Here is a 17,240-nt window from a genome sequence, read left to right on the forward strand (position 1 = left end):
GTCCGGCCCCCAGCACTCTGGCGCCACGTGCCACCGCGTCACCGGGCCGCCGCCCAGGTGGGCCCGCGCCCCGAAGGAGCCCCGCCCCCATGCCCCCGCTCCGTCCCGCCCGCCGCTCGCCGTCTGCCGCGGCCCGTCTCCGCCCTCGCGGCCGTCGGACTGCTGATCGCCGCGTTCACCGGACCCTCGGTGGCCGCACCCCCACATCCCCGCCCTTCTCGACCGCCGCCGGCAACGCACGTCACCCGTCGGGCCCATGGGGCCGGACGCCGGTACCGGGCAGGTGGCGGACAGAACGGAGACCAGCACCGTCGTGGGCGTCCCGGCAGACATCACGGCGGGAGTCGCCGTGTACGACAGGCTCACCGGCCGCTTCACCGAGCGGCAACAGGCGGACCGCGTCTTCCCCCTCCGCCTCGGTGGTCAAGCTGCCGCCGGCGCTGGACTGCTTATGGAACCGGGGCCCGGGGCCCGGCCTACGACCTGGCACAGGCCGACCGGGACCGCCTCGACGCGATGCTGCGCAGCAGCGACGACGCCGCGGCGGCGAACCACTACTGGTCCACGGGCGGCGGCACTGCCGTGATCACCCGCATGGCTCCCCGCCTGTCAGTTACGGGCACCACACCGGCGCCGACCGCCTACCCCGGCTACCGGGGCTACACGACAACCACCGCCGCTGACGCCGTCCGGGTCCGCCGCTGTCTCCGAAACGAGGCGCCGACGCCGGTACGGAGCCTCGCCCTGGAGGCCCTGCTCCGGTCCACCCGCTGCGCCGCCGACGGCTTCGACCAGTACTTCGGGCAACACCCTCCCGGGCGTACCCCACTGCTCGTAACGCCCCACCCACCCCCACCGAGAAGGAGACGCACCGTGTGCCGCAACGACAGACCCCATGCCGCCGCCGTCCACGTCCGCCGTGGTCCGGCCGTCGCCGTGTCCCTGCTGGCCCTCGCCGCTCTGTCCCTGGCCTCGGGGCCGGCCGCCGCCCACGGCGCCGCTCCCCATGGCGACGCCCCGCTCGGCAGCGTCGACTGGCGGGTGGACCTGTCCTCGCCCACCGGCGACGAGATCAACGTCAGCCGCGTCGACGGCACGCTGCGCCTCCGCGACCGCACCCTGCGGCCCGCATCCGCCCGCTCCGCCCGGGGACAGGGCACGGTGCTGGTGCCCGATCGCGTACTCGACCGTGCGGTCGACATGATCACCCCGGAACTCGACGCCACCGTTCCGGCCGGATCCGAGGTCGCCGTCGACGTGCGCGGGCAGGACGGGCTGGGCGCCTGGACCGAATGGCGTGAAGCGAGCGCCGACGCGCCGGCGCTGCTCCCCCGGGCCGTCACCAGGGTGCAGACCCGGATCACCCTGATATCTGCGCCGAACGGCCCCGCACCGGTCGTGCACGACCTGCGCCTGAGTGCCGAACTCGACGACGTGGCACCGCAGCCGGACGCGGCCGCTGCGGACTACACGGCCACCGTCTACGCCACCCGCGAGGGCCTGGTCGGCGGAACCACCGCGAACGGGCACGTGATCGTGGCCAATGATCACTTCGTGGCACTTCCGTCCCGCCGGGGCCTCTCCCCGAAGGGCAGCGCCCAGTACTCGGTCCGCGTGTGCGGTCCAGCGCGCTGCGAAACCGCCCCGGTGTGGGACGTCGGCCCGTGGAACACCCACGACGACCACTGGAATCCGTCCTCCGTCCGCGAGACCTTCAAGGACCTGCCGCAGGGCAAGCCGGAGTCGCAGGCCGCCTACCAGGACGGCTACAACGGCGGGCTGGACGAATTCGGTCGCCGGGCGCTCAACCCGGCCGGCATGGACCTCGCCGACGGCACGTTCTACAACGTCGGCCTGAACAACAACGGGTACGTCACCGTCACATACCTGTGGACCGGCACCGGCGCAGCGACCAAGTCCCTCCCGACCCGGGGCACCGACGTCAAGGCCCGTCAGCGGCCGACCAGCACGTCCACCCGGGTCGCACAGCTCCCGGATCCCGCGACGGTGCGCGTGCAGTGCCAGGTGCACGGCCAACGCGTCCAGGCCGACGGCCACAGCAACGACGCCTGGTCCTACCTGCCGGACTACGGCGGCTACGTCTCCAACACTTCATCGACGTCGCCGACAGCTGGCTCCCGGGCGTCCCGACCTGCTGACCGCGAGGCCGCCAAGCCGGGCCCAGTTGCCCCGGGCCCGGCGCGATACACGAGCTCCGGCGGTCCGCGCGCACCTTCTCCACATATCTGGAGGCAAAGTGACGGGGTGAAACACATGGGCCCGGAAAACTCTCCATAAACGCGCCATCCATTCGCAGATGACGCAATGGACCAGCGAGACCAGCTCATTTTCACACCGGTGCAATACGGAAGGCTTGCGCGCCCCCCGGCAGCACACCTCGTCGGCCGCCCAGAATTGCGGGGACAGTCGGACCGGAGAAACCTGCACACGGCGTGCGCAGGCGGGTCACCGTTCCAGTCAAAGGACACCAGGTCGGGGCGGGTTCAGGGGACGATGAGGACGGTACTACCCCACTTGAGGCGCAAAGTTGCGAGGACATCGAATTCATCCGGTGAAGCTCATGAAGAATTTGCTCCCATGCAATGGACGCCTCTGCACGTGATTCGATTCCAGCGGAGCGATAACCACGGATCCGTCGAAGTTCGATTGGCTGTACGAGGCACGAGCGTGCTTTGATCCTGGGCCATACGGGGGCCGCACGACGAGCTCCCGTAATAGGCAATTCCCATACGAAGGGCGCTCATCATGAACTACACCCCCCAGGTCGAGACCGCCGAGATCTCCGACAGCGACCTCGACAACGTCTCGGGCGGCCTCGTCGGCGGTCTCGTCGGCAACGTCACGGGCACCGTCGAGGGCATCGTCCCGGTCGCCGGCCTCGTCGGCTCGGTCACCGGTCTCGTCGAGGGCGCCACCGGCGTGAACACGGGCGCGGTCACCGGCCTGGCCACCGGCCTGACCGCCGGTCTCTGAGACACGGCAGCACCCCGCCGAGCCCCGGAACCCGTCGGTTCCGGGGCTCGGCGCCGACCGCTGACAGGTGAGGGAAGAGTTCCGTGCAGTTCCGCCAACAGGCCCTTTCCAAGCTGCAGTCGCCCGAACAACTCGATCTACCGGTGCGCTTCGCCCGCCCGCAGGGCCTGCTCGTCCTCTGCGTCACCGTCGCCGTGATGGCCGCCGTCTGCTTCTGGGCCGTGACGGGCTCCGTCGCCGGCACCCTCGACGCCCCCGGCATCCTCACGCATTCCCGCGGCAGCTACATCCTGCAGAGCCCGGTCGCCGGCCAGATCACCGAGGTTCTCGCCGCCGAGGGCGAGACGCTGCCCCGGAACTCCCCCCTGCTCAAGGTCCGTACGGAGCAGGGTGAACGCGTCGTCCGCACGATCGACGCGGGCCGGCTCACCTCGGTGACGGCCACGATCGGCGCCGTGATCACCACCGGCGCGGACGTGGCGAGCCTCGAACGGATCGACGGCGCCGACGACCCGCTGGTCGTCCTGCTCTACGTGTCGGGCAACAGTGCCGCGTCGGTCCCGGTGGGCGCATCCGTCGACCTCACCGTCCAGTCCGTCCCCGCCCAGCAGTACGGGGTGCTGCGCGGCAAGGTGGCTGCGGTCGGCAGGGCCGCGCAGACACAGCAGCAGATCACCCGCTTCCTCGGCGACGCCCAGCTCGGCGAGCAGTTCTCCCGGCACGGCAGGCCGTTGGCGGTCCTGGTGAAGATCGAGCACTCGGACTCCACGAAGTCCGGCTACCGGTGGTCCTCGGCCGATGGCCCCCCGTACGCGATCGGCTCCATGACCCTGGCAACCGGCTCCGTCCGTCTCGCCGACCGGCACCCGATCGATTGGCTGCTCCCGTGACCGCACCGCACCCGTCCCCCACCGCCCAGCAGCTGCCGCCACCCGGCCGCGGCAGGCACCGCCCGGAGGGGGCCCCGGGCGGCAGGCGGCGGTCGCGTCCGGCACCGAAGCCCGGGCGGACCAAGACCGTGCACACTCCCACCGTGCTCCAGATGGAGGCCCTGGAGTGCGGTGCCGCCTCGCTGGCGATGGTGCTCGGCCACTACGGCCGGCATGTGCCGCTGGAGGAACTGCGGATCGCCTGCGGCGTCTCGCGCGACGGCTCGCGCGCCAGCAACGTACTCAAGGCCGCCCGAAGTTACGGTCTCCGGGCCAAGGGCATGCAGATGGAGCCCGCGGCCCTCGCGGAGGTCCGGGCACCCGCGATCCTGTTCTGGGAGTTCAACCACTACGTCGTCTACGACGGTGTGGGACGCCGGCTGGGACGGCGGGGCGTGCACATCAACGACCCCGACAAGGGACGCCGGTTCGTGCCCGCCGAGGATTTCGACACCAGCTTCACCGGCGTCGTCCTCATCCTCGAACCCGGCGAGGACTTCGAGCGCGGCGGGCGGAGGCCCGGTGTCATGGCCGCGCTTCCCGCCCGGCTGCGCGGCACGACGGGCACGATGCTGGTCGCCCTGCTCGCCAGCCTGCTGCTGGTGGCGGTCGGGGCGACGCTGCCGGCCCTGAGCCGTACCTATATCGACATGTTCATGATTGGTGAACAGACCTCGCTGCTCGGCGTGCTGTTCGCCGCGATGGGCACCATGGTCGCCCTCACCGTCGTACTGACATGGCTGCAACAGGCGAATCTGCTGCGTGGGCGCATCATCGCGTCCACGCTCGGCAGCGCGCGCTTCTTCCGTCATCTGCTCCGGTTGCCTGTCACCTTCTTCTCGCAGCGCAGCCCCGCCGATCTGGTCCAGCGCCTCCAGTCGAACGACGCCGTGGCCGAGACGCTCGCCCGAGATCTCACCGCGGCGGGTGTGGACGGCATCGTCGTCCTCCTCTACGCGTTCCTGCTCTGGACCTACGACCCCCAACTGACCGTGATCGGCGTGGGGATCGCGTTGCTCAACGTGGTCGCCATGCGCATCGTCGTACGGCTGCGGGCCGTAGGCACGCAGAAGCTGCGGGCCGACAGCGCCCGGCTCACGAACACCTCGTACACCGGGCTCCAGCTGATCGAGACGATGAAGGCCACGGGAGGCGAGGACGGGTACTTCCGCCGGTGGGCCGGGCAGCACGCCACGACGCTGGAGGAGCAGCAGCGCCTCGGGGTGCCGAGCGCCTGGCTGGGCATCGTCGCCCCCGCTCTCGCGACGCTCAACAGCGCGCTGATCCTGTGGATCGGCGGACTGCGGGCCGTCGAGGGGCACATCTCGATCGGTCTGCTCGTCGCCTTCCAGGCACTGGTGACCCGCTTCACCGCGCCGGTCACCCGGCTCAACGGGGTGGCGGGGCGGGTCCAGGACTTCGCGGCCGACGTGGCCCGGCTCAAGGACGTGGAGAACTTCCCGGTCGACCCGCTGTACTCGCGGCGCGAGCCGGCCGCGAGCACCCGCCGTCTCAAGGGCCATGTGACGCTGGAGGACATCACCTTCGGCTACAGCCCGCTCGACAAGCCGCTGCTCACCGGTTTCTCGCTGTCCGTGGGGCCCGGGCAGCAGGTGGCGCTCGTCGGCGGTTCGGGCAGCGGCAAGTCGACGGTCTCGCGGCTCATCTCGGGTCTCTACCGCCCGTGGGAGGGCACGATCCGCATCGACGGGCGGCGTCTGGAGGACATACCCCGGGGCGCGCTGGCCGCCTCCGTGTCCTTCGTCGACCAGGACGTCTTCCTCTTCAAGGGGACGGTCCGGGACAACGTTGCGCTGTGGGATCCCTCCGTCCCGGACGAGGCCGTGGCCGAAGCTCTGCGGGACGCCGCCCTGTACGACGTCGTCGCCCGCCGCCCCCGCGGCATCCACAGCCGGGTGGAGCAGGACGGCCGGAACTTCTCCGGCGGGCAGCGTCAGCGTCTGGAGATCGCCCGGGCGCTCGTGCGCCGCCCCAGCATCCTGGTCCTGGACGAGGTCACCAGCGCGCTGGACGCGGAGACGGAGCGGATCATCATCGACAACCTGCGGCGGCGCGGCTGTGCCTGTGTCGTGATCGCCCACCGGCTGAGCACCGTGCGCGACAGCGACGAGATCGTGGTCCTGGACCACGGGACCGTCGTGGAGCGCGGCCGGCACGAGAACCTGGTGGCCGGTGGGGGCCCCTACGCCGAGCTGGTCAGGGAGCACTGACGTGGCATCCGTACATCCGCTCGCGGGCAGGGAGGCAACCGGGCCCGACCCGGTCATCGACGCACTGGGAGCTCTCGGTGAGCGGGTCGACTGCGCCGGGCTGGGGAGTCTGTCGCTGGAGGGCCCGCAGGTGCTGTGGCTCGTCGTGGACGGCGCCCTCGACCTGTTCGCGGTGGACGCGGTGGAGCAGGGGCACTGGCACTTCCTGGGCCGTCTCGAACCGGGAACCCTCGTGCTGGGTCCGGTCGAGGGCCCACAGCACACTCTGGTGGGCCGCCCGCTCCAGGAGTGCGTGCTGCGCCGGGTCCCGCTGCGTGAGCTGTACCGGCCGGAGTACGCCGGCCAGGGGACGTACGAGGGGCAGTACAGCAGCAGTTACGACACCGGCGACGCCACGCTGAGCCTGCTGGAGCACGCCTTCTCGCTCGGTGTGGGCCGCGGCCGGCGTGTGCTGTTCGAGGCCCCGCTGGACGGGCGGACCACCGTCGACGAGGCGGCGGGCGACGACGACATCCTGTGGCTGCCGATGTCGCCCGGGAGTGTGCAGTACGGCGCCGCGTTCAGCGCCGAGGCTGCGGGCGACCTGCTCGTCGACGCGGGGCTGTGGCAGGGGATGGTCAATCAGCAGTTCCGCCTGCTGTCGGCGCTGGACCGCTGGATCGAGCAGCTGGAGCGCGCGCACGAGGACCGGACCGCGGCGGGCATGAAGGCGGGCGAGGCCGCCCGCGAGGAGGCCGACCAGGCGCTGCTCACCTCGATCGGCCGGTCCCGGAAGCGCTCCTCACCTGCGACGAGGGCCTCGGACGACGCGGTGTACGCGGCCTGCCGCCTGGTGGCCCGGGACTCCGGGATCGTCCTCGGTGAGCCCGCGACGGGCGGGGCGGTGAGCGACCGGATCGACCCGGTGGAGCGGGTCGCGGTCGCCTCGCGCGTCCGCACCCGGGCGGTGCGGCTCGACGGGCGCTGGTGGCGGGAGAACTCCGGGCCCCTGGTGGGCCGCCGGGCCGCCTCCGGAGCGCCGGTCGCCCTGCTCTGGCGCCACGGCCGCTACGAGGCGGTGAACCCGCTGACGGGGCGGCGCAGCCGTGTCGGCAGCACCTCCGCGGAGGAGTTCGACGAGCGTGCGGTGATGTTCTACCGGCCGCTGCCGGAGCAGCCGTTGAGCAAGCGGCAACTGCTGCGGTTCGGCTTGTTCGGAACCCGGTCCGACCTGCGCAGACTGGTGCTGGCGGGACTGGTGACAGTGGCGCTGGGAGCGCTGGTGCCGATCGCGACCGGCAAGGTGCTCGGCGTGTATGTTCCCCACGCCCAGAACGCCCTCATCGTGCAGGTGTCACTCGCCGTCATCATCTCCGGCGTGGTCTCGGCGGCCTTCATGCTGCTGCAGAACCTCACGATCCTGCGGATGGAGGGGCGGATCGAGAGCACACTCCAGCCCGCGGTCTGGGACCGGCTCCTGCGGCTGCCGACGAAATTCTTCACCGAGCGCTCCACGGGAGAACTGGCGAGCGCGGCAATGGGGGTGGGCTCCATCCGCAGGGTGCTGTCCGGCACCGGCCCCGTCGTGGTGCAGGCGGGAACGCTCGGGGCGATGAATCTCGGCCTGCTGCTCTGGTTCAGTGTTCCGCTGGCTCTCACCGCCGTCGCGATGCTGGTGGTCATCGCCGGGGTGTTCCTCACCATGGGCATGTGGGAGCTCCGTTGGCAGCGCCGTCTGGTCGTGCTGGGCAACAAGCTCAACAACCAGGCGTTCCAGACACTGCGGGGACTGCCCAAGCTGCGGGTCGCGGCGGCGGAGAGCTTCGCGTACGGGGCGTGGGCGGCGGAGTTCGCCCGTAGCCGCGAGCTGCAGAAGCGGGCGGGCCGGATCAAGAATCTGACGACGGTCCTGAACGCGGTCTATCTGCCGCTGTGTTCGCTGGTCATCTTCGTCCTGCTGGCGGGCCCGGCGCGCGGGTCCCTGACGGCCGCCGAGTTCCTGACCTTCAACACGTCCGTGACGATGTTGCTGACGGCCGTCACCCAGCTCACCGGGGCGTTCGTGTCCGCCGCCGCCGTGCTGCCGATGTTCGAGCAGATCAAGCCGGTGCTCGACGAGGCTCCCGAGGTACGCGGCGCCAGCACCCAGCCAGGCGCGCTGTCCGGCGGGATCGAGGCCAGGGGTGTGTCCTTCCGCTACTCCGACGACGGTCCCGTCGTCCTCGACGACGTGTCGCTGGCCGTGCGCCCGGGCGAGTTCGTCGCGGTCGTGGGCCCGAGCGGATGCGGCAAGTCGACCCTGCTGAGGCTCCTCATCGGCTTCGACAAGCCGGTCTCGGGCAGTGTCCTGTACGACGGTCAGGATCTGACGGCGCTCGACCAGGCTGCCGTGCGCCGTCAGTGCGGGGTCGTCCTGCAGAACGCCCAGCCGCTGTCCGGATCGATCCTGGACTGCATCTGCGGCACCGAGGCCTTCACCCAGGAGGAGGCTTGGGAGGCCGCCGCGATGGCCGGGCTGGCCGAGGACATCAAGCGCATGCCGATGGGGCTGCACACGATGATCTCCGGCGGCGGCGCGATCTCCGGCGGGCAGCGCCAGCGGCTGATGATCGCCCAGGCGCTCGTACGGCGTCCCCGCATCCTGTTCTTCGACGAGGCCACCAGCGCCCTGGACAACGAGACCCAGCGCACCGTGATCGAGAGCACCAGGTCCCTGCGCGCCACCCGGGTCGTCATCGCGCACCGGCTGTCCACGGTCATGGACGCCGACCGCGTGATCGTCATGGCGGGGGGCCGGGTCGTCCAGGAAGGGCCGCCCGCCGAACTCCTCGCGGACACGAACGGGCAGCTCCACGAACTGGTACGGCGTCAGATGAACTGAGGCCGCTCAGGCGTGCGCCGCTCAGCGGGTTGGTGCCAGTGGCCGTGGTGGAGGCGAGCTGGTCCGCGGCCGGGGGCCTGTTGGGGTGGCGAGGCGAGTGAACGCAGGCCGCACGCGAGCGACTTATCGGACCAGCAGGCCATGCAGAACGTGAAAGGCACCGCTACGCACATGCTGGTCGATTACGACATGAAAGGGGTGGCTCTACAGAAAGAGCCGCCCCAGAACACGCTAACCGTCTTCGTCTTGCCGGCCCGGCCCGATTCCTCCAGGTAGAAGTTGCCATGTATCCGGCCGGCACGATCAGCCGGGCGCGGGCGAGACGGACATCGCGCATCCACGACGTCCACGTCTCGTCGAGGCCCGCGAACAGGTCGTAGAGCGGGCCGCGGAGAGCACCAGCAGAAGCCGGCATGGAGTCTGCATCCGTCCTGGCGCACAAGGTCGGACGCGGACACAAATGGGATCGCCGGTCCAGCGGAAGGCCTTCCCCCGATGCACTCTCAGCGGCTTTCGGCCCGCCCCCGCCAACAGCACGACGCGGGCATCATCGGGGACGCCTCGAAACCCAACAACCCGTAAGAACCCGCAGCTCAGCGCACACGCCCCCGAGGCTTCAAGGGCACAGGAGGCAGCCCCGGAGCCGGGAGCGGCGCACCGTCATAGCCACGCACGGAGCCGAACCGATCGCCGTTCATCCAGTCCTCCCGGGCCTGCGCGATATCGTCCTGCGTCCTGCCCACGAAGTTCCACCACATACCACGTCTTTGCCGTTTCTTCCCAGCTCAGAGGCGTGACGCACCATCCGTGGTCAGCAAAAGGTCAGCAAGCGACCCCGGAGACCGAACGATGGCGAACAAGACCCTGGCCCACGGCATGGGCACGCTCTTCAAAGATTGCCAGCACAGCAGCACCAGGTGGTCCAAGTGCCCCCATGAGTACAAGATCAGGTATCGGAACGCCGCCGGAAAACAGACCGAGGAAGCCGGGTTCACCACCCAGGACAAGGCCATCGAGCGACTGACCGAGGTCTACAGGGCCAAGAAGGCAACCCCGCGGAGCCAGACCAAGGCGGCGCGGATCGAGAAGTATGGGCAGATGCGCTTCGAGGAGTACGCCTCTGACTGGAAGTCGGCGCAGCGTGACCTTTCCGAGAGCTCGCTGCGCCACCTCAACTCCTTGCTGGCGCACCACCTGCTCCCCGCGCTCGGAAGCCGTCGCATGAGCACATTCGACCACAAGGTGGTCGACGGATTCATTCAGGCCATGGAGCGGCAAGGGGCCGGGCTGGCGACGCAGTCCAACGCCTTCGACAAGCTCAAGTCGATCATCCTCGATGCCCACCGGCTGGGCCTCTACGACGAGAACCCTCTGGAGGGCGTCAAGCCCCCGCAGTACGACCCGAAGCGCGCAGTAATCCCCTCTCCAGAGAAGCTCCAGGAGATCCGCACCGCCGGCGACGACGATTTCCTGCTGATCACCGACCTGATGAGTGGCTGCGGCATGCGCAACGGCGAAGCAGCTGCAGTCAATATCAACAACATAGTCGCCGATGACGTCTATCGAATAACCGAGCAGGTGAACCAGACCACGAAGAAGTACGGCCGCCTCAAGCACCGGAGGCTAGGCGAATATCGCGACACCCCCCTCCCTGCCCGCACGAAGGAAACGATCCTCTGGTATGCGGAAAAGCATGGAAAAAGCTCCGACGGGTACCTCATGCATCACCCACGCGACGCTAACCAAACATATCCGGCTTGGAGCCTTTCCAATCAGTGGGCCCGAATTAAAGCTTCTGGAGACGTTGAAATTCCCGAAGGGCTGGTCATTTACAGCTTCCGTCACTACTTCGCCTCGAACTGCTTGGGCCACGGAATCCCAATCACTGATGTAGCAGAGTGGATGGGCCACAGGAGTCTGGACATCACTTTTAAGATCTACCGCCACCTCATGCCTGGCTCGATCGGCCGGGCCGCCAAGATGCTCAACATGGGCCTCGCCGCCTGAGCAAGTCGGGCCCCAGCCTTGAACAACGGCTGGGGCCCGAACCTAGAGAACCATTTCAGCCAGGGGACGACTGCTGGCGAACCCAAGCTTGCACATCTGCAATCTTGAACTGGATCTTCGCGTTGCGACCGCTCCCGAACTTGTAAGGCTTGAGCCCCACCTTCGAGGCCTCCCGATACACCCACTGCACCGACACGTTCAGATACTCGGCTACTTGCCTCACATCCATAAACTGCACAGGCATACTTTCTCAGCGCTTCCCGCTTGGCAGTCAGGAGGGTTCCCTCCATCACGCCGAACCGTCACAGAAGAGTGCGGCTTGGAGTGGACGAAACATTGTGATATGAAATCTGCCCCCGCTTGCGGTCCCCCGAAAAGCAACAGACCTCGATAGCCGCTGAGCCCTCTCGGCTGCTTCGCGAGGCTCCGTGGTCTTCGTTCAGTCCCGCGTGCGGCCTGCCGGCACCGTTGGTGATCGTCACGTACCGGCGGCCTCCGAGAAGGGCAAACTGGCCCTCGCCACCGTGTGCGTCGGCCTCTGCGGCGGCGTGATCCGCATCGTCGCCGGGGACAGCATCTGGTGCAGCGGCCAGCAGCGGCCAGCACCACCGCGAGGGCCTCGATGAGCCACGCGGAGACGGAGCTGCGGAAGGTCGGCTGCGGGCCCGGCGAACTACGTTCCCCGCGGCAGGCTCCCGCGAAAGCCCCTCTGCCAGAGCTGAAAGTCCCCGAAAGGTCCCTGGCTCAGCCCGCTTCCAGGTGCCGCGATACCTCGGATTCCGGAACCTCCCGCACGCTCACGACGGGGACGAGGCGGGCTCGGACCTCGTCTGTCCGGCGTGCTGCCGCGCATCGGGACGGGGACCGGGCAGCTTCAAGGAGGGGTAGAGCGCCATGGAGACCCCGCCTTCCGCGCCAGGTCTCGTGTGCGAGCCAAGATTATGGACAGAGCGCCATCTGTCATTTGTCCGCTGGTGGATGCCTCTTGCCGAGGAGGGTGGGCAGGATTGTCGTGCGCAGAGTAGATGTCAGTACGGCGCAGAGTTTTGTCAGTGGCAGGACCGAAGGCGCCTGAAAGGCGACTGGTCCGTGGATCGGCCCCTCCCGTACCGGGCGGTGCGGGACGGGCCGGCGGGCGTAGTGCTCTCGTACCACCGCCGCCGGGGTCTGCCCGTCTGCCTTCCTGCGTGTCGTCTCCAATGCTGTGGCTGTGGTGCGCGGGTGGCTTACGGCGCCTCGTCGGTGGAGAGGGTGAGGTCTTCCCATGTGTCGAGGTCGCTCTCGACCGCCGCGCGTCCGGCGCGGACCAGGCGCAGGGCGTCGGATCCGAGGACGAGGTGGGCCGGCGGGTTCGGTTCGTCGAGGATGTGCAGGAGGGCGGCGGCTGCTTTGGTGGGGTTGCCGAGCTGGTTGCCGCTGGCGGCCTGGCGGGCGGCACGGATGGGTTCGAACAGGTCGTCGTAGTCAGGGATGGACCGTGGTGCACGGACCATGGAGCGGCCCGCCCAGTCAGTGCGGAAGGAGCCCGGCTCGATGGCGGTGACGTGAATGCCGAAGCCGGCGACTTCCTTGCCGACGGCTTCGAGGATGCCTTCGAGGGCGTACTTGCTGCCGCAGTAGGCGGAGACGCCGGGGAAGGAGGCGAGTCCGCCCATGGAGGTGACGGCCAGGATGTGCCCGCGGCGCCGTGTGCGCATGAATGGCAGGACGGCCTGGACGGTGGCGGCGGCGCCGAAGACGTTGACGTCGAACTGGGCGCGCAGGTCGGCCAGGGACGTTTCCTCGAAGGTGCCCTCCAGGCCGTATCCGGCATTCGCGATCAGTACGTCGACGGGCCCGACGGTCTGTTCCACCTCGCCGATCACGGTGCGGACTGCGGTGTCGTTGGTGACGTCGAGGAGGCGGGCGTGGGCGCGCTGGGTGTGCAGGGCGGTAAACGCCTGTGCGTCCGCCTCCTTGCGGACGGTACCGACGACGGTGTGGCCGGCGTCCAGGGCGGCGGTGGCGAACGCGCGGCCGAGGCCGCTGCTGACGCCGGTGATCAGGAAGATCTTGGTGGTGGGGGTCATGCCTTGTTCTCCCTGCAGAGGACGAGGTGTTCGTGGAAGAGGACGCCGTCGCGGATGTCGCCGGTGGCGGTGAAGCCGGTGTCGTCGACGTAGTGCAGGTGGTTGCCGGTCACGGTGTAGCGGCCGGTGTAGGCGCTGGACCGGGTGCCGCGCGCTTCGTCGTAGCGGCCGTCAGCGCGCAGTTCCTGGCGGATGTGTCCGTCCGCGGTCACCCACATCCCGACCACGTCCACGTCCCCGGTCCTTCGCCCGGCGGCCTTCTCTGGTGGGCTCGACTGGTTCCTCACAATGCGCTCCTTCTCGTGTCAGGGTGCCGGCCACCAGCGTGGGCGGGCCGGGGGAAGGGAGCCAGGACGAGTCGTGCCTGGGTACAGGGCACCCAGGCACGCCGGAAGGCTGCGCCATAGCCTGGAGGGGTGACCAGCAACGATCTCGGAGATTTCCTGCGTGCCCACCGCGCCCGCCTGCGCCCCGACGATGTCGGGCTCGCCTCCTGGGGCGCGCGCCGGGTGGCGGGGCTGCGGCGGGAGGAGGTCGCCGTCCTGGCCGGCATGAACAGCGACTACTACGCCCGCCTGGAACAGGGCCGCGAGCGCAGCCCTTCGCCGCAGATCCTTGAGGCGATCAGCAGCGCGCTGCTGATGGATGTCGAAGCTCGGGAGCACCTTTTCCGGTTGGCGGGCACCACACCGGAGGGTGAGCGACCGCAGCCGAGAGAAGCGGTCAGTCCTGCGTTGCGGGAGCTGTTGGATGGATACGCGAACGCCGCGGCGTTCGTCTTGAACCCGGCCAACGACTTCCTGGCGTCGAACGCGCTGGCCGATGCCCTGTTCTCACCGTTCGGGACAATGGACAACATGGCCCGCATGACCTTCCTCGATCCGGCCGCCCGGAGCTTCTTCACCCAGTGGGGGCGGGCAGCGGAGGCGGTCGTGGCCGGACTGCGCCACGCCGCGGGTCTGGATCCGCACTACCGGCGTCTGCATGACCTCGTCGAATCTCTGACCGAGGAGAGCGAGGAGTTCGCCGCCCTGTGGTCCTCGCACACCGTGCACGGCAAGACCCGTGCCGGCAAGGAGCTCCTGCACCCCGATGTCGGCCGTCTCGATCTCACCTACCAGACCTTCGACGTCCGCGGCGCGCCGGGCCAGCAGCTGGTGATTTACCACGCCGCATCGGGAAGCCCCGGCGCCCAGGCGCTGGCCCTGCTCGGCAGCCTCCACGCCACCCACCGCCAGGAGACTGCTCCGGAGCAGTGAGCTCCCGGGAAGGCAGAGTCTTATACGCGTGGCCGGCAGTGCCAGGGCGGCGCCCAGGACGAGCCCGGCGGCGGCGACGCGCAGGATGGTGCCGAAGCCCTGACCAGTGAGGGCGCCGGCCAGTTGCGGGCCCAGGCTGGCGCCGATGAACATGCTGCACGCGTAGAGGGCGACGGCTGCGCCGCGCGCGTGCGGGGCCGTCGCATTGACGGTCTCGACGACAGCGGGTGCCGCGGTCGCGACGGCGCCCACGAACAGCAGCAGTGCCACGGTCAGGAGGATCGTGTGTCCGCCGAGCAGGGAAGCGGCGGTGGCGGTGACAGCGGCCACGCCCAGCGCGAGTACCAGAGGCTTCGGTGCGGCCAGCCGCGACAGGACGGGCGCGAGCAGGGGGACGGCGACCAGTGCCGGCAGGGCGCTGGCCCGTAGGGTCAGGATCGCGGTGGGGTTCCCGGCGATACCGGGCGGCCCGGCGACGGACACGGCCGTGTAGAGGGCGACGAATCCCGCCATCAAGGTCACGGTGGCTGCGTACAGGGCGAGCAGACGGCCCCGGCGCAGCAGCCGCGGCATCGCGGCGAAGGCATGCAGCAGGCTGCTGCCGGTGTCCTGGCGCGGGGTGGGGCGCAGGGTGCGGCGTACGGGGCAGCAGGTTCAGGGCTATGAGGGCGGCGCTGAGGAGGAACACCGCGCGCCATCCGGGCCCGGCGGCGACGGCTTGGGCTGCGATCTGCATGAGGACGGCGGCGCCGAGCATGCCGCTGGTGACGCAGGTCAGGGCAATCGCGCGCCGCTTGGGTGCGATGCGGTGGGTGACGTAGGAGAACGCGGCGGGCGCGAACGCCGCGGCTGTCAGCCCCTGGACCATGCGCAGTGCGATGGCCCAGTTCAGGTCCGGGGCTGCGCTGACCACGGCGGTGGCGGCCGTTGCTGCCACCAGCCCGGCGGTCATCACCGCGCGTGGCCCGTACCGGTCCGTCAGCAGGCCGACGACGAGAAAGCCGGCGGCGTAGGCGAACCCGAACGACGTCGCGGTCCAGGTGACTTGCTCGGGTGTGGCGTGCAGGGAGAGAGCCCTGGGGTGGAGCAGGGCCAGGACGGTGTACATCTGGCCGACGACCAGGACGCCGAGCGAGGTCAGCAGCGTGATCGTCGCGGTGGTGGGGGCCCAGCCGGGGGGTGTGCCCGGTGCGGCGGTCTTGGCCGGGTGCCGGGAGGGAACGAGGGGATGGGGCACGGGGACTCCGGGGTGGGCATGGGGCGGCCGATCGCACGGAAGGTGTGCGATCGGCCGGGAAGGGATCGTGGGGGTGGAGTGGTCAGCGGCGGGTGAGGCGGTAGCCGGCGTGGTGCAGGTGGCCGTCGTGGAATTCGCCGAAGGCCCAGAAGCCCAGGTCGTCGAGGTAGTCGATGCGGTTGCCGGTGATCCAGTAGCGGCCCTGGTAGGCGCTTCGGCGATTCCCGCGCGCCTCTTCGTAGCGCCCGTCGGGCAGCAGCTCCTGGCGCACGAAGTCGTGATCGTCGACCCACATCCCCACGAAGGGATGTGCCGGGTCGTAGACAGGCTCACTGGCAGGGGCCGCCGCGGTGGGGGTGCCGGCCTCGTCGAGGGGGCGTCCGCCCCAGAGGCGGACCTGCCCGCCGGTGATCAGGAGGTCGAGGTGGCTGCCACGGGCCGGTACCGCGCCGGCGGGGGTTTCGGGGGTGTCGGCCAGCCGCAGGACGGCGATGTCGGCGCTCTGGCCGGGGGTGAGGGTGGCGCCGGTGTGTGGGGTGGTGAAGTCGGTGGCGGCGGGCAGGACGAGGGTGCCCGCGCAGTCGACGACGATCATGTTGTCGTCGCCGGCGGCGGTCAGCAGGCCGGGGCCGATGCCCACGATCACGGTGCCGCCGATGATGACATCAGCGTTCTGGCAGTCGCCCAGCAGCTCATTGCCGGTCACGACGGTGCCGCCGGTCAGCAGCAGCGGCCGGCCCTGAGGGGCGCGCAGCTCGCGCAGTATGTCGTTGTCGCGGCGCGGGATGGTGAAGGGGATGCTGGTCATGTCGGTACCTGATCTACGTCGAGGCGGTGGAGCCGTCGTCAGGCGGCAGGAGTGTTGAGGACGTACTCACGGGAGGCGTGGACCTCCTCGCGCAGCGCGGGCAGATCGACGTCGAGGACCTGGCCGTTCCACTTGCGGGGTGCGCCGTTAATGAGGACGGCGCTGATGTTGCGGGCGTCCGAGCCCAGCACGACGGTGCCGACGGCGTCGTTGAGCGGCATGTTGTTCAGGTCCTCGGCCCGGATGACCAGCAGGTCGGCCTTCTTACCCACGGTGAGGGAGCCGGTGACGCCGGCCAGGCCGTTGGTGCGGGCGCCCTGGAGGGTGGCGAAGTCCAGGACGTCGTGGGTGGTGATCCGGGCCGGCGGCTCCACGGCTGCTACTCCGTCGGCGACGACCGGCTGTGGGGCGTCAACCGCCGCACGAAGGGGGCGGTGAACACCCTGGCCGCACTGAGGTCGATCCGGGCCGCGCGCCCGGACGGCGCCCCGATCTACGTCATCCTGGACAACCTGTCCGCCCACAAGGGCGACAAGATCCGTCGCTGGGCGAAGAAGAACCGCGTCGAGCTGTGCTTCACCCCGACCTACGCCTCCTGGGCCAACCCGATCGAAGCCCGTTTGGGCCCCTGCGGCAGTTCACGATCGCGAAATCCCACCACCGCAACCACAGCGTGCAGACCCGGGCCCTGCACGCCTACCTGCGCTGGCGAAACGCCAACGCCCGCCACCCCGACGTCCTCGCGGCGCAGCGTCGCGAACGCGCCCGCATTCGAAGCGAGAAGGGCATCCGCTGGGGCGAACGTCCCTTGCCGTCGCAACCTGAACGATCTGACGAATCCATGCG

11 protein-coding genes and 4 pseudogenes are annotated in these 17,240 nt (G+C 69.7%); 8 read left to right on the forward strand and 7 right to left on the reverse strand.

The features are described from left to right. Window positions 1–516 precede the first annotated feature (516 nt). The 5 genes from ACIBJG_RS19210 (at window position 517) to ACIBJG_RS19230 (ending at window position 9,014) form a co-directional block, all read left to right on the forward strand. A complete protein-coding gene (locus ACIBJG_RS19210) occupies window positions 517–2,298 on the forward strand; it encodes a hypothetical protein (protein ID WP_399308708.1) in 1,782 nt (593 codons plus the stop codon). A 468-nt stretch (window positions 2,299–2,766) separates the two neighbouring features. Next, window positions 2,767–2,994 (forward strand): type A2 lantipeptide, encoded by a 228-nt coding sequence (locus ACIBJG_RS19215; protein WP_393054920.1) that lies wholly within the window; start codon window positions 2,767–2,769, stop codon window positions 2,992–2,994. An 83-nt stretch (window positions 2,995–3,077) separates the two neighbouring features. Beyond that, window positions 3,078–3,884: an HlyD family efflux transporter periplasmic adaptor subunit gene (locus ACIBJG_RS19220; protein ID WP_399308709.1), complete on the forward strand. Its 807-nt coding sequence runs from the start codon at window positions 3,078–3,080 to the stop codon at window positions 3,882–3,884. Continuing rightward, window positions 3,881–6,154 carry an NHLP family bacteriocin export ABC transporter peptidase/permease/ATPase subunit gene (locus ACIBJG_RS19225; RefSeq protein ID WP_399308710.1) on the forward strand — a complete coding sequence of 758 codons (2,274 nt, stop codon included), beginning with the start codon at window positions 3,881–3,883 and terminating at the stop codon, window positions 6,152–6,154. The genes ACIBJG_RS19220 and ACIBJG_RS19225 overlap by 4 nt, the downstream gene beginning before the upstream one ends. 1 nt (window position 6,155) lies before the next feature. Continuing rightward, window positions 6,156–9,014 (forward strand): NHLP bacteriocin export ABC transporter permease/ATPase subunit, encoded by a 2,859-nt coding sequence (locus ACIBJG_RS19230; RefSeq protein ID WP_399308711.1) that lies wholly within the window; start codon window positions 6,156–6,158, stop codon window positions 9,012–9,014. 593 nt (window positions 9,015–9,607) lie between these two features. On the opposite strand, the pseudogene ACIBJG_RS19235 reads toward ACIBJG_RS19230, so the two are convergent. After that, window positions 9,608–9,772: pseudogene (locus ACIBJG_RS19235) on the reverse strand (pirin family protein); the annotation flags it as partial. 91 nt (window positions 9,773–9,863) lie between these two features. Between ACIBJG_RS19235 and ACIBJG_RS19240 the strand changes: the two are divergent. Beyond that, window positions 9,864–11,021, forward strand: a complete 1,158-nt coding sequence (locus ACIBJG_RS19240; RefSeq protein WP_399308712.1) for a tyrosine-type recombinase/integrase — start codon at window positions 9,864–9,866, stop codon at window positions 11,019–11,021. A 55-nt stretch (window positions 11,022–11,076) separates the two neighbouring features. Here the strand turns inward: ACIBJG_RS19240 and ACIBJG_RS19245 are convergent, their stop codons facing one another. From ACIBJG_RS19245 to ACIBJG_RS19255, 3 genes are all read right to left on the reverse strand, one after another. Then, a complete protein-coding gene (locus tag ACIBJG_RS19245) occupies window positions 11,077–11,265 on the reverse strand; it encodes a helix-turn-helix domain-containing protein (protein WP_399308713.1) in 189 nt (62 codons plus the stop codon). A gap of 982 nt (window positions 11,266–12,247) precedes the next feature. Further along, on the reverse strand, window positions 12,248–13,090 hold the full coding sequence (locus ACIBJG_RS19250) for an oxidoreductase (protein ID WP_399308714.1): 843 nt from the start codon (window positions 13,088–13,090) through the stop codon (window positions 12,248–12,250). Further along, window positions 13,087–13,308 carry an Atu4866 domain-containing protein gene (locus ACIBJG_RS19255; RefSeq protein WP_399308876.1) on the reverse strand — a complete coding sequence of 74 codons (222 nt, stop codon included), beginning with the start codon at window positions 13,306–13,308 and terminating at the stop codon, window positions 13,087–13,089. Before ACIBJG_RS19255 ends, ACIBJG_RS19250 begins: the two co-directional genes overlap by 4 nt. 198 nt (window positions 13,309–13,506) lie before the next feature. Here ACIBJG_RS19255 and ACIBJG_RS19260 point away from each other — a divergent pair, with 198 nt between their 5' ends. After that, complete coding sequence (locus ACIBJG_RS19260) at window positions 13,507–14,349, forward strand: helix-turn-helix transcriptional regulator (RefSeq protein WP_399308715.1); 843 nt, start codon at window positions 13,507–13,509, stop codon at window positions 14,347–14,349. A 661-nt stretch (window positions 14,350–15,010) separates the two neighbouring features. Here the strand turns inward: ACIBJG_RS19260 and ACIBJG_RS19265 are convergent. From ACIBJG_RS19265 to ACIBJG_RS19275, 3 genes and pseudogenes are all read right to left on the reverse strand, one after another. Continuing rightward, a pseudogene (locus ACIBJG_RS19265) lies at window positions 15,011–15,457 on the reverse strand (MFS transporter); the annotation flags it as partial. 211 nt (window positions 15,458–15,668) lie between these two features. Continuing rightward, complete coding sequence (locus ACIBJG_RS19270) at window positions 15,669–16,394, reverse strand: Atu4866 domain-containing protein (protein WP_399308716.1); 726 nt, start codon at window positions 16,392–16,394, stop codon at window positions 15,669–15,671. A gap of 38 nt (window positions 16,395–16,432) precedes the next feature. Continuing rightward, window positions 16,433–16,759 (reverse strand): annotated as a pseudogene (locus ACIBJG_RS19275) (amidohydrolase family protein); the annotation flags it as partial. Between ACIBJG_RS19275 and ACIBJG_RS19280 the strand changes: the two are divergent. Then, a pseudogene (locus tag ACIBJG_RS19280) lies at window positions 16,757–17,205 on the forward strand (transposase); the annotation flags it as partial. The pseudogenes ACIBJG_RS19275 and ACIBJG_RS19280 overlap by 3 nt on opposite strands. Between the last annotated feature and the right edge of the window lie 35 nt (window positions 17,206–17,240).

It is taken from the genome of Streptomyces sp. NPDC050422, from assembly GCF_044458665.1.
Classification (GTDB): domain Bacteria; phylum Actinomycetota; class Actinomycetes; order Streptomycetales; family Streptomycetaceae; genus Streptomyces.

Bases quoted from the DNA above. Each gene is read 5' to 3' on its own strand.
- ACIBJG_RS19210 (WP_399308708.1), top strand. From the start codon at position 517: ATGCTGCGCAGCAGCGACGACGCCGCGGCGGCGAACCACTACTGGTCC.
- ACIBJG_RS19215 (WP_393054920.1), top strand. From the start codon at position 2,767: ATGAACTACACCCCCCAGGTCGAGACCGCCGAGATCTCCGACAGCGAC.
- ACIBJG_RS19240 (WP_399308712.1), top strand. From the start codon at position 9,864: ATGGCGAACAAGACCCTGGCCCACGGCATGGGCACGCTCTTCAAAGAT.
- ACIBJG_RS19245 (WP_399308713.1), bottom strand. From the start codon at position 11,265: ATGCCTGTGCAGTTTATGGATGTGAGGCAAGTAGCCGAGTATCTGAAC.
- ACIBJG_RS19250 (WP_399308714.1), bottom strand. From the start codon at position 13,090: ATGACCCCCACCACCAAGATCTTCCTGATCACCGGCGTCAGCAGCGGC.
- ACIBJG_RS19255 (WP_399308876.1), bottom strand. From the start codon at position 13,308: ATGTGGGTGACCGCGGACGGACACATCCGCCAGGAACTGCGCGCTGAC.
- ACIBJG_RS19270 (WP_399308716.1), bottom strand. From the start codon at position 16,394: ATGACCAGCATCCCCTTCACCATCCCGCGCCGCGACAACGACATACTG.